We start from the raw sequence: 12,402 nt of genomic DNA on the forward strand, positions 1-12,402 counted from the left end.
ATCAGATGACCTTACTGTAGCGGGTGTCGCCCTTGTCGGCATGCAGATAGGCATCGAAGGCCATGGCCACGTGGCGCAGTAGCAGACGCCCACGGGGCTCAACCTGCAGGGTATTGCCCTCGATGCGAACCAGGCCATCGGCCTGCATGCCTTGCAGGCGTTCCAGGGCATCCCGGAAATAGTTATGGAAGACGATGTCGTAGCGCTGTTCCACCTCGCGGAAGTCCACCCGGGAGTGGCACATGATCTCGGTGATCACGTCCCGACGCAGCTGGTCGTCGGTGGTGAGCTCAACACCGCGGAACACCGGCAGCCGCCCGGCATCCAGTCGCTCGTAGTAGGCATCGATATCGCGCAGGTTCTGGCTGTAGGTCTCGCCCACCTTGCCGATGGAGGTGACGCCGAGACCCACCAGATCGCACTCCGCGCGGGTGGAGTACCCCTGGAAGTTTCGGTGCAGCGTGCCGGCGCGCTGGGCGCGGGCCAGTTCGTCGTCCGGCAGGGCAAAATGATCCATGCCGATGTAAACATACCCGGCCTCGGTGAGCCGGTTGATGGTCTGCTCCAGGATGGCGAGCTTTTCGTCCGGTCCCGGCAGGTCGCCGTCGCGGATCTGCCGTTGCACCTTGAACAGGTGGGGCAGGTGGGCGTAGTTGTAAATGGCGATGCGCTCGGGCCGCAGTTCCAGCGTCCGGTCCAGGGTCCGGGCGTAGGTCTCCACCGTCTGCAGGGGCAGCCCGTAAATCAGGTCCATGTTAGTGGAACGGAAACCGCAACTGCGGGCCTTCTTGATGACGCGGGCCGTGGTTTCGTAGGGCTGGATGCGGTTGACGGCCTTCTGCACATCCGGGTCAAAGTCCTGGACGCCGACACTGATGCGGTTAAACCCGAGTTCAGCCAGCAGCTCAATGGTGGTGTCGCGGACCGCACGCGGATCGATCTCTATCGAGAACTCGCGCTCCGGGCCCTTCTCCAGGGAGAAGTGGCGGGAGAGCATTTCCATGACCCGGACCAGGTCTTCGTCATTCAGGTAGGTCGGCGTGCCGCCGCCGAAGTGCAGCTGCTCCACCCGGCGGTCGCTGTCAAACAGCTGGCCCTGCAACGCCACCTCTTTTTCGAGGTAGTCCAGGTACTTGCCTGCGCGGGCGTAGTTTCCGGTGATGATCTTGTTGCAGGCGCAGTAGAAGCAGACCGTGTCACAGAAGGGGACGTGGACGTAGAGCGACAGCGGCCGCGGGATCGGGTCCTCGTTGCTTCGTGCGGCAACTTCGGCGTAGGCCTGGTCGTCAAACCCCTCGTGGAACTGCGGTGCCGTGGGGTACGAGGTGTACCGGGGGCCGCTGACGTTGTATTTGGCCAGCATGGCCGGGTCAAATTGCAGTGTTTGGTCCATGACGAATCGCACAATGCCGGGAGTTGGTGTCACAGCGCGGAGCGCTGTAGCTATAAGCGTTCAAAATAAGGGACCCGTTACCGTTACGTCTTGATTCAGGTCATGAGAGTTTCTGAAAAAACAAAAAGGCAGGTATGCGTTGCCGGCATACCTGCCTTCGATCAATTCCGCCCGGGCTCCCGCCCGGTGGATGGAATCGGTCAGTCGTTGTAGCGGCGGAAGATCAGGGTGGAATTGGTACCACCGAAACCGAAGCTGTTGGACATGACCGTGTTCAGGGTGACCCCATCACGAGCCTCGGTGACGATAGGCACGTCCTTGGCCTCCGGGTCGATGTTCTCGATGTTGATCGAGGGGGAGATGAAGCCTTCCTTGAGCATCAGCAACGAGTAGATGGCCTCCTGTACACCGGCCGCCCCCAGAGAGTGTCCGGTGAGCGACTTGGTGGCACTGACCGGCGGGATGTCCTCGCCGAAGACCTCGCGCATGGCCTTCAGCTCCGCGAGGTCGCCCACCGGCGTGCTAGTGCCGTGGGCATTGACGTAGTCGATCGGGCTGTCGACGGTCTCCAGCGCCTGGCGCATGCAGCGCGCGGCACCTTCGCCGGAGGGGGCCACCATGTCGTACCCGTCGGAGGTGGCGCCGTAACCCACCAGTTCGCCGTAGATCTTGGCGCCGCGGGCCAGGGCGTGATCCAGCGCCTCGATCACGAGCATGCCGCCACCACCGGCAATGACGAAGCCATCCCGGTCCGCATCGTAGGTGCGGGACGCCTTCTCGGGGGTGTCGTTGTACTTGGTGGACAGGGCGCCCATGCCGTCGAACAGCATGCTCAGGGACCAGTGCTCCTCCTCGCCACCGCCGGCGAAAATCATGTCCTGCTTGCCGAGCTGAATCTGCTCCATGGCGGAGCCGATGCAGTGAGCGCTGGTGGCGCAGGCGGAGGTGATGGAGTAGTTGAGGCCCTTGATCTTGAAAGGGGTCGCCAGACAGGCGGATACGGTGCTGCCCATGGTGCGGGTGACACCGTAGGGCCCGATCTTGCGCACACCCCGGTTCTTGAGGGTCTCGGCGGCCTGCACCACGTTGGCGGTGGAGGCGCCGCCGGAGCCGGCGATCAAACCAACCCGGGGGCTGGAGACCGCCTCAGCGCTCAGGCCGGCGTCCTGCATGGCCTGTTCCATGGCGATGTAGGAGAAGGCCGCGGCATCGCCCATGAATCGGAGCGATTTGCGCGGTATATGATCGGACAGATCGATATCCACGGACCCGGCCACCAGGCTGCGTAGACCGACCTCCTCGTATTCCGGCTTGAATTTGATGCCCGAACTGCCGTTACGCAAGGCCTCAGTCACCGAGCTCTGGTCGGTGCCGATGCAGGAGACAATGCCCATTCCAGTGACGACTACTCGACGCACGGTAGACTCCTCGAAACTGAATCAGTGGTTATTGAAACTTACAACCCGTAGCAGGTTAACCCCGGCCTTTGCTGAGGTCGCCCGGATCCTGAAACAGCCCCACCTTCAGGTCCTTGGCCGTGTAGATCTGCTCACCATCCACGGACACCCAACCATCGGCAATCCCCATGACCAGGCGACGGTTAATGACGCGCTTGAAAGCGATCTCGTAGGTGACCTTTTCGTGCTCCGGGAGAATCTGGCCGGAGAACTTCACCTCCCCGCAGCCGAGGGCGCGCCCCTTCCCTGTGCCGCCGATCCAGCCCAGGTAGAAGCCCACGAGTTGCCAAAGGGCGTCCAGCCCCAGACACCCGGGCATGACCGGATCCCCCGGGAAATGGCAGCGGAAGAACCAGAGATCCGGATCGAGATCGAGCTCCGCGCTGATCTGGCCCTTGTCATAGGCCCCGCCCTGATCACTAATGTGCGTGATGCGGTGGAACATCAGCATGTTCGGCGCGGGCAGTTGCGGGTTGCCCGGGCCAAACAGTCGTCCGTGCCCGCTGAGCAGCAACTCGTCGTAATTATAGCTTTCTTGCCTTGTCATTCTCCCTACCTGTGGTCATGTGGCGGCTCGGTGCATATCCTACGCCATCGGGCAAAAAGGCCATACTACACGTACAAAAAAGCCGTGTCCCCCTCCACGGGGAACACGGCATGGGCTGGTCGCCAGGAAGCGCTGGTTCAGCGGCGCTCCTGGATCATGCCGGCCAGTTCATCGCGCAGCTCCGGGTCGGTGTCCAGAGCGGTGGCAATCTCGGAGTACTCCGGGACGCTCAGGCCGTGGTTTTCGATGGCGTCCACCATCTCGTCGTTGGCCTCCTGCTGCAGGTTCCGCGCCTCGTCCGGATCCTCAGTACCCTCCAGCCGCTGAGTGTAGTCCTCTTGGATCTCGGTGATATCGATGTAGGCGTCAGCGAACTGCTCCAGGCTGTCGTCGTCAAAGTCGTGCTCGGGAGCACCAGCACCCATGGCCGGGTCCTGCTGCATGCCCGGGTCCTGTTGTTGCTCCTGACCCATCTGGTCCTGCTGCTGGTCCATGCCCTCCTGTTGCTGCTGCTCCATGCCGCCTTGCTGCTGCTCCATGCCGCCCTGCTGCTGTTCGTCCATGCCGCCGGGCTGCTGCTGTTGCTGCTGCTCCATTTCCTGCTGCTGGTCCATCCCCTGCGGATCATCCTGCATGCCGGTCTGGCCGACGGCCATGCCGGAGGCGAGGAGCAGGGAGGAGAAGACGGTCAGGGTCGGGGCAATCTTGCGAAGCTTCATTGAGGCCTCCTGTATAAGTCTGGCTCGAATAGCGTTCCGGCCTAAGTCTTGCAAGCACCCTGCCAAGTGGCGACTTGATTCGGGGGGCGTGCATAAGTGACTGACCGGAAAGTGCAAAAAAGCAGGCCCGATGGGTTGCGGGCGGGCAGCTGTTCGGGAACCGAAGTGGCAAATCGTGTGTCGTACTGGCACATGTGTCATAAGGGACAAGGTTTATGCCGCTGAAACGATTGCTTTCCCGGGTCTACAGCCTGCGCCTGGCACTCATCTTCCAGGTGCTGGTGCCTCTAGCGCTCCTTACGGCGGCAGCAACCTGGATCGGGGTGAAGGCGCTGGAGTCCAGCCTGGAGGAGCGCCTGGAGGAGGACGTGCAATTGATCGCCCGGGCGATCCGGCTGCCCGTCAGCCACAGCCTGGAGGAGGGCGAGGACGAGGCGGTTCGCCAGGCGCTTGAGTCGGTGTTCACCATCGGGCGGGTCTACGGTGCGTACGTCTATGACCGGGATGGTCAGCAGGTGGCGGCGGTGGGCGCCGTGAAACCGTCGCTGGCGGAGCGGGAGCGGCTGCAGGGACTGGCCGAAGAGGGCCGGGACACCGGTGAGTACGAGCTGATCAAGGGGCAGCAGGTCTACTCCTACTTTGTCCCGCTGCTGGATACCGGGGGGCGGATCAGCGGCCTGTTACAGGTCACCCGCCGGGAGAGCGATTTTGCCGATTACGTGGGCGAGATTCAGCGACAGGTGGTGCTGGGAGCGCTACTGACCACGCTCATTGTCAGCGGATTGGTATTGGTGGGCCACCGGGCGGCGATCGGGAGGCATGTATCGCGCTTGGCGGAGAGCATGAGCCAGGTCGGGCGCGGCGACCGCCAGCACCGCGCCCGTGAGGACGGCCCCCGCGAGCTGAGGCAGTTGTCCTGGACTTTCAACGAGATGCTGGACAGTGTGCAGACGGCGGAACAGGAGCTGCTGGAACGCACGAATCGCGAGCAGGCCCTGGAGCGCGAGTTGGAGCACTCGAAACGGCTCGCCGCCCTCGGCCGGCTGTCTGCCGGCGTTGCGCACGAACTGGGCACGCCGCTGAGCGTCATTGACGGTCAGAGTCAACGCGGGCTGCGCGACCCGGACCTTTCGCCCCGGGCGGTGAAGGCTTTCCGTCGTATCCGGTGCGAAGTGGACCGGATGAGCCAGATCGTCAAGCAGTTGCTCGACTTCGGTCGGCCCTCCAACGGCGAGCGGCGCCCCCTGCTACTGCGTGATCTGGTGCTTCGGGTTGTGCATGCGCAGCAGGAGGCGCCAGCGGCCCGCGATGTTCATTTCGAGGTCGCGGGATCCGGAGACCCTCATGTGAAGGTGTTTGGTCACCCGATCCGCCTGGAACAGGCCTTGGGTAACCTGCTGCAGAACGCCGTGCATGCCGTCCGCTCCGGCCACGTTCGGATCAGTTGGATAGAGACCGGGGAGAGTGTCGCGCTCCGGGTGGAGGATGACGGCCCCGGTGTGGACCCGGAGGCCCGCGCCCGGCTGTTCGAACCGTTTTACACCACCAAGCCGGTGGGCGAGGGCACCGGCCTGGGGCTGGCGGTGGTGCACGGCATTGCCCAGGAACACGGCGGTGAGGTGCGGGTGGAGGAGAGCGCAGAGCTCGGTGGCGCCTGCTTCGTCTTGCAGGTGCCGCTCGCAAATCCGGATAACACCAAGGAGTAAGCCGATGAGCGCTTCATCGATTGCATCCCAGCGTATTCTCCTCGTTGAGGACGACGAGGGCTTGAGGGAGCTGCTGGCCGAGGAGTTCGAGGACAGCGAAGCCCAGGTCAAGGCCGTGGCGGATGCCGAACAGGCTGCACCGCTATTGGTGGAATGGGAGCCGGACCTGGTGGTCAGCGATCTGCGCCTGCCCGGCGCTGACGGCATGGAGCTGCTGGCAGAAGCGCGCGGCCTCCATGCCCCGCCGGCCTTCTTGATCATCACGGCCTTCGGCAGCATTGATCAGGCCGTGGATGCCCTGAAGGCGGGCGCCGACGAGTTCCTCACCAAGCCCCTGGACCTGGAGCACTTGATGCTCTGTGTCCACCGCCTGCTGGAGACGCGCCGCCTGCGGGGCGAGGTGCAGCGGTTCCGGCGCCTGATGGACGAGCCGGAGTTCCACGGCATGGTCGGCAATAGTCGCGCCATGCGGATTCTCTGCGACCATATCAAGCGCCTGGCCCGGGGCACGGGTCCGGTGCTGATCTTGGGGGAAAGCGGGTCGGGCAAGGAGCTGGTGGCCCGCGCCATCCACCAGGAGAGTGAGCGCTCCGGGGAGCCCTTCCAGGCGGTCAACTGTGCCGGCATCCCCTCTGAGCTGTTGGAGAGCGAGTTCTTCGGGCATGAAGCGGGGGCCTTTACGGGCGCGCAGCGGGCCCACAAGGGGCTGTTCCGCCAGGCGGACGGCGGCACGCTGTTCCTCGACGAGATCGGGGAGATGCCACTGGCCCTTCAGGCCAAACTGTTGCGGGTGCTTCAGGACGGGGTGATCCGCCCGGTGGGCGGGCAGAAGGATTACGCGGTGGACGTGCGCGTGGTCTGTGCCACCCACCGGGATATCGAGGAACGCGTGGCCGAGGGCAGCTTCCGCGAGGACCTGTTCTACCGCCTGGAGACGTTCACGCTCAACGTGCCGCCGTTGCGTGAGCGTGACGGGGACGTGGAACTCCTGGCCATGCGGTTCCTGAACCGCTTTGCCGCCCGTCTGGACCGGAAGATAAAGGGATTCAGCACCGCCGCCATGAAGGCGCTGGTGAACTACGACTACCCCGGCAATATCCGTGAGCTAGAGAACGCCATCGAGCGGGCGACCACGTTCTGCGAGGGTAATGAAATCCAGGTCGAAGATCTGCCTGCCCGCATGCGGGCGAGCGGCGGCGCGGGGCGGGGCACGGCTGCCGGGGGTCTCCCCAGTGCCGGGGGCGACCAGGTGCTGCAGCAGCTGGTCGCCGGCAGCCCGGTCCTTCCCACGATGCAAGAGCTGGAGCGCCGGTACATCGACTTCGTGCTGGAGCAGGTGGATGGCAATAAGCGCCGCGCAGCGGCCATTCTGGATATCGGCAGACGCACCCTCTACCGCCGTCTGGAAACGGAGGATTAAGCCGTTTGCAGCCGCCCCCGCCCGGTGTATGCTCAGGCCATCGGCGCATGGCACATACGGGTGGGTGACTCTAGATGGCAGGATGGCGGCTTAAGGGACTGATGCGGGCCATGTTGCTCTCGGCCCTGGTGGTAAGCGTTAACGGAGCGGTGGTTGCCGCCCCGGATGACAAAAAAACGGAAAGGGAGCTTTTCAAGGCGAGTTGGGAACGGCTCGCCGCCAATCGCCCGGTGGACATGGGCCAGATCAGCGACCAGCTGGCTGATTATCCGCTTCTGCCTTACCTTCACTACCGTGACCTCCGTAACCGTCTGAGCGATGCCAGTGCCAGCGAGGTGCAAGGCTTTCTCGATGCGCACGACCTGCCGGTAAACCGGTTCCTCCGCAATGCCTGGCTGCGGCAGAAGGCGGCGGAGCGGGACTGGAAAGGCTTCATCGCGGCCTACGAACCGGAGCAGACCAACACTACGTTGGAATGCCATTACCTGGAGGCGCAGGCGCAGACCGCCGGGCTGGACACGCACTGGGTGCGGGATGCCCGGGCGCTCTGGACCGTGGGGCACTCCCAGCCGGATGCCTGCGACCCGGTGTTCGACCGGTTGTACGAACGTGGCATCCTGCGCGGCGACGACGCCTGGGCGCGCATCGAGAAGGCGATGGATAACGACCAGGTGGGGCTGGCCGGGTTTGTAGCGCGCCGACTACTCAGCGACGAGGAGCGGGCGCTTTTCCGGTCCTGGGAGCGGCTGCACTCTGACCCAACACGGCTGCTGGATGGGACCGGCGTGGATCTTTCCCATCCCCGGGGTGGCGATATTCTGGCCGCCGGCCTGCGGCGGCTGGGGGTGCGCGACCCGGATAAAGCCTGGCAGGCGCTTGATCGCCATGCGCGCGCCGGGCACCTGAAAGCGGAGCAGGTGCACGACCTGCGCCGACATGTGGCCCTCCGGGCGGCCTACAGTCACCGGGATACGGCCTGGGGCTACCTTGAGCAGCTGGAGCGCCCCGCGGTCAATAAAGAGGTGCGGTTGTGGCGTGCCCGCGTGGCGCTGGGTCGCCAGGATTGGCAGGGGCTGGAGGGCGCTATCGCCGACCTGCCCGCGGAGCTGCGGGAGCAGGACAAGTGGCGCTACTGGGCTGCGCGCGCCGATTTGGCGCAGGGTCAGCTACACGGAGCCAACGAGGCCTTCTCACGGTTGGCGGACACCCGCAGCTATTACGGCTTTCTGGCCGCCGACCACGCGCTGGACGGCTATGCCATGCCCGCCGACGCGCGTCAGCCGGCCAGCAGCGAGCGGGAACGAGAGGCGCTCGCGGCCAGGACCGGGGTCGCCCGTGCGCACGAGTTCTTCCGGCTGGGCATGTGGCCCGAGGCGCGCCGGGAGTGGCAGGCACAGCTCTCGGGGGCCACGGCCGAGGAGCGCGAGGCGGCGGCAGAGCTGGCGCATGACTGGGGCTGGCATGACCGGGCCATCTTCACGGCGCACCATGCGGGGTTGCACCACGACGTGGCCCTGCGTTTCCCGACGCCGTTCCGGGACCAGGTCGAGCACCACGCCCGCCAGGCCGGCCTGGACCCGGCGTTTGTTTTCGCCATCATCCGCAAGGAAAGCGCCTTCATGACCGATGCCCGCTCCCACGCCGGTGCCCTGGGCCTGATGCAGGTGATGCCGGGCACGGGTCGGGAGGTGGCCCGTCGCCAAGGCCGCCCGCTCGGCTCGACCTACAGCCTGCTCGACCCGGATACCAGTTTGCGCATCGGAACGGCCTACCTGGCCGAGATGATGGACCGCTACGAGGGCAACGCCGTGCTCGCCGCCGCGGCCTACAATGCAGGCCCACGCCACGTGGACCGCTGGCTGGAGGCCTCCGGGGATGCCCCCGCCGACGTCTGGGTAGAGCGGATCACCTTCCGCGAGACCCGCGGCTACGTAAAGGATGTGCTTGCCTGGACCAGTATCTTCTCCTGGCAGCTTGGGCGGGAGCCCGTGCGGGTGGCCACCCAGATGCGCGGCGGTACCCACTTCGCCAGCCTTGATCGCTGACGGCGTGCGCCCTTGGGCGCACGGGTTTCTCCGGCGGCTATCGGCCTTCGTGAGTGAAGACCGGCAGTTGCAGGTGCCAGCGGATAGCGGCCAGCCGAAGGATCAACGCCGCGAACAATCCACCCCAGATCGCCACGGCGGTGGGTGCCGGGCTCAACCAGGCCCCGACGTATACCGCGGCGCCAAAGAGTGCGGCGGTGGCGTAGATCTCCTTCTGCAGCACCAGCGGAATCTCCCCGCAGAGCAGGTCGCGGATCATGCCCCCGAAACAGCCCGTCATGACCCCGGTGACCAGCGCAATCACCGGCGAAAACCCCAGGCTGAGCGCCTTGTCCGCGCCGATTACTGTGAATGTGGCCAGGCCCAACGCGTCCGCGCGCACCAGTAAGCCGTGTGGGATGCGGTCCAGCCGGGCCAGTACCACGGTCACCAGTGCCGCGGTGCTGGCCACGATGATATAGACCGGATCCACCACCCAGAACACCGGGGTGGCGCCCAGGGTGGCATCGCGCAGGGTACCTCCGCCCACCGCCGTCACCAGGCCCAGCACAATCACGCCAAAGAGGTCGAGGTTTTTGCGGCCGGCAGCCAGCGCGCCCGAAATAGCGAATACGGCGGTACCGAACAGGTCCAGCCAATAGATGTAAGGGACGTCCATCAGAGCGGGTCACATTGAAAGTGTGCGGATTGCGAGATCAGTCCTGACCGCGGCCCAGTGCCTGGAACAGACGCTCAGCGTCCAGGCGTATGCCCTCTGCATCCAGTCCCACCTCGGTGAGCAGTTCGTCCGGGCTGCCATGGTCGACGAACCGGTCGGGGAGGCCGAGGTGCCGAATCGGTACCTGGAGACCGGCTTCCGCGAGGTATTCCGCCACGCCTGAACCGGCGCCGCCGGCCACAGCGTTCTCCTCGACTGTGATCAGCAGGTCGTGCTCCGCGGCTAGCGAACGGATCAACGCCTGGTCGAGCGGGCGCACGAAACGCATGTCGGCAACGGTGCAGTCCAGGTACTGGGCGGCGTCCAGCGCCGGGGTAACCATGCTGCCAAAGGCCAGCAACGCGATGCGGTGCCCCTTGCGCCGGATTTCCCCCTTGCCGATGGGTAACGGCTCGAGATCCTGCTCGGGCAGCGGCGTGCCGGGACCGCTACCGCGCGGGTAGCGCACGGCGAACGGCCCCTCATGATGGTGGCCCGTGCTGAGCAGGCGCCAGCACTCCGCCTCGTCGGACGGCGCCGCGATGGTCATGTTGGGGATGCAGCGCAAGTAAGAAAGGTCGAAGCTGCCGTGGTGGGTGGGGCCGTCGGCACCCACCAGCCCCGCACGGTCGATAGCGAATAGCACCGGCAGGTTCTGTATGGCCACGTCGTGGACCAGTTGGTCGTAACCCCGCTGCAGGAAGGTGGAGTAGATGGCCAGCACCGGTTTCACCGACTCGCACGCGAGACCGGCCGCCAGGGTCACGGCGTGTTGCTCGGCGATCCCCACGTCGTGGTAACGCTCCGGGAACCGCTTGGCGTACTCCACCATGCCGGATCCCTCGCGCATTGCCGGCGTGATGGCAACCAGACGGGGGTCCTGCTCCGCCATGGCACAGAGCCATTTCCCAAAGAGCTTGTTGTACGGTATTGATCCACCGGAGGATTTAGTGAGCCCCTGCCCGGGGTCGAACTGACCGACACCGTGGTAAGCGATGGGGTCCTGTTCCGCCGGACGATAGCCTTTCCCCTTGCAGGTGACCACGTGCAGCAGCCGCGGCCCGGGTTGGTGGAGCAGGTTGCCAAGCACCTCCACCAGCGAGTCCACGTTGTGGCCATCGACGGGTCCGAAGTACTGAAAGCCCAACTCTTCGAACAGGGTGCCCGGCACGACCATACCCTTGAGGTGCTCCTCCGTGCGCCGGGCCAACTCATGCACCGGGCCGGGGAGGTGGCGCAGCACCTCTTTGCTGCCGGATCGCAGTTGATTGTACCACCGGCCGGAGAGGATCTTGGTCAGGTGGTGGGAGAGGGCGCCCACGTTCTCCGAGATGGACATCTCGTTGTCGTTGAGTACCACCAGCAGGTCGGCACCGGCGTCACCGGCGTGGTTCAGCGCTTCGAAGGCCTCACCCGCAGTCATGCCGCCATCACCGATGATGGCAACCGCTTTGCGCTTCTCACCGGCCTGCCGGGCAGCCAGGGCCATCCCCAGTGCGGCGCTGATGGAGGTGCTGGAGTGGCCGACGCCGAAGGTGTCGTAAGGGCTTTCGGCCCGCTTCGGGAAGCCGGACAGGCCGCCGTACTTGCGGATGGTTCCCAGGCGGTCACGCCGTCCGGTCAGGATCTTGTGCGGGTAGCACTGGTGGCCCACATCCCAGACCAGCCGGTCCTCCGGGGTGTTGTAGACGTAGTGCAGGGCAACGGTGAGTTCCACGGCGCCCAGGCCCGCCGCCAGGTGGCCGCCGCTGCGGGCCACGCTATGCAGGAGGTAATGGCGCAACTCCTTGGCCAACGCCGGTAGACGGCGCGCGGGTAGGGCGCGCAGGGCCTCCGGGTCGGGTACCTGGGCCAGCAGCGGATAGTCGTCGATGGAAACGCTCATTTTTCGTTTTTTCCCGGGTGTAATCGGGCGAATAACTGGTGAATCCGCTGGCTGGCGTCCGGATCCTCCTCGGACACCACCCGGCCGCGCACCGAGATGCCGGCGCTGTGCACGCTCTCCGGGTCACCGGAAACCAGCGGGTGCCAGTCCGCGAGTCCTCGGCCCTCCGCCAGACGACGGTAGGCGCAGCTCTTCGGTAGCCAGGTCCAGCTTCGTGCACCCTCGGCGGTGAGCTGGGTGCAGTCCGGCACGAATCGCCGCCGTTCCCGGTAACGGGTGCAGCGGCAGCTATGGGTGTCGAGGAGCTTGCAGGCCACTGGCGTGGCGATGACCTCGCCGGTGTCCTCATCCTCAAAGCTATGGAGACAGCAGCGCCCACAGCCGTCGCACAGCGCTTCCCACTGAGCCTGCGTCATCTCTTCCAGGGAGTGGGTCTCCCAGAACGGGCGTGCGGATTCAGTCATAGCAGGCCATCATACAAAGGCGGGCCCCCTTCAGGCCAGCGCGGCGACGGTCGAAGGCCTTCCCTCCAC

Annotated in this window: 10 protein-coding genes; 3 read left to right on the top strand and 7 right to left on the bottom strand. The window is 65.2% G+C overall.

Features of this window, described 5'->3' with window-relative positions:
• Position 1: 1 nt before the first annotated feature.
• The 4 genes from hemN to DFR31_RS01175 all read right to left on the bottom strand — a co-directional run bounded on the left by hemN (position 2) and on the right by DFR31_RS01175 (position 4,116).
• Positions 2-1,393 carry an oxygen-independent coproporphyrinogen III oxidase gene (hemN, locus tag DFR31_RS01160; RefSeq protein ID WP_121440830.1) on the bottom strand — a complete coding sequence of 464 codons (1,392 nt, stop codon included), beginning with the start codon at positions 1,391-1,393 and terminating at the stop codon, positions 2-4.
• Positions 1,394-1,593: 200 nt separating this feature from the next.
• Positions 1,594-2,811, bottom strand: a complete 1,218-nt coding sequence (gene fabB / locus DFR31_RS01165; protein ID WP_121440831.1) for a beta-ketoacyl-ACP synthase I — start codon at positions 2,809-2,811, stop codon at positions 1,594-1,596.
• Positions 2,812-2,866: 55 nt separating this feature from the next.
• On the bottom strand, positions 2,867-3,397 hold the full coding sequence (gene fabA / locus DFR31_RS01170) for a bifunctional 3-hydroxydecanoyl-ACP dehydratase/trans-2-decenoyl-ACP isomerase (protein ID WP_121440832.1): 531 nt from the start codon (positions 3,395-3,397) through the stop codon (positions 2,867-2,869).
• Between the two features lie 137 nt (positions 3,398-3,534).
• On the bottom strand, positions 3,535-4,116 hold the full coding sequence (locus DFR31_RS01175) for a DUF4168 domain-containing protein (protein ID WP_170153559.1): 582 nt from the start codon (positions 4,114-4,116) through the stop codon (positions 3,535-3,537).
• 215 nt (positions 4,117-4,331) lie between these two features.
• Between DFR31_RS01175 and DFR31_RS01180 the strand changes: the two genes are divergently transcribed.
• From DFR31_RS01180 to DFR31_RS01190, 3 genes are all read left to right on the top strand, one after another.
• On the top strand, positions 4,332-5,822 hold the full coding sequence (locus DFR31_RS01180) for a sensor histidine kinase (protein ID WP_121440834.1): 1,491 nt from the start codon (positions 4,332-4,334) through the stop codon (positions 5,820-5,822).
• A 4-nt stretch (positions 5,823-5,826) separates the two neighbouring features.
• Entirely contained in the window at positions 5,827-7,242 is a 1,416-nt protein-coding gene (locus DFR31_RS01185; RefSeq protein ID WP_121440835.1) for a sigma-54-dependent transcriptional regulator, read from the top strand.
• Between the two features lie 74 nt (positions 7,243-7,316).
• A complete protein-coding gene (locus DFR31_RS01190) occupies positions 7,317-9,287 on the top strand; it encodes a transglycosylase SLT domain-containing protein (RefSeq protein ID WP_121440836.1) in 1,971 nt (656 codons plus the stop codon).
• A 37-nt stretch (positions 9,288-9,324) separates the two neighbouring features.
• Here DFR31_RS01190 and DFR31_RS01195 read toward each other — a convergent pair whose 3' ends face one another.
• From DFR31_RS01195 to DFR31_RS01205, 3 genes are read right to left on the bottom strand one after another with little or no spacing between them, the layout of a single operon-like run.
• On the bottom strand, positions 9,325-9,945 hold the full coding sequence (locus DFR31_RS01195; RefSeq protein ID WP_121440837.1) for a trimeric intracellular cation channel family protein: 621 nt from the start codon (positions 9,943-9,945) through the stop codon (positions 9,325-9,327).
• Between the two features lie 37 nt (positions 9,946-9,982).
• Complete coding sequence (gene dxs, locus DFR31_RS01200; protein ID WP_121440838.1) at positions 9,983-11,869, bottom strand: 1-deoxy-D-xylulose-5-phosphate synthase; 1,887 nt, start codon at positions 11,867-11,869, stop codon at positions 9,983-9,985.
• Positions 11,866-12,333, bottom strand: coding sequence for a YcgN family cysteine cluster protein (locus DFR31_RS01205; RefSeq protein WP_121440839.1), 468 nt, complete (start codon positions 12,331-12,333; stop codon positions 11,866-11,868). The genes dxs and DFR31_RS01205 overlap by 4 nt, the downstream gene beginning before the upstream one ends.
• Positions 12,334-12,402 lie beyond the last annotated feature (69 nt).

Origin of the sequence: Alkalispirillum mobile (assembly GCF_003664325.1) — a bacterium.
GTDB classification, from domain to species: domain Bacteria; phylum Pseudomonadota; class Gammaproteobacteria; order Nitrococcales; family Halorhodospiraceae; genus Alkalilimnicola; species Alkalilimnicola mobilis.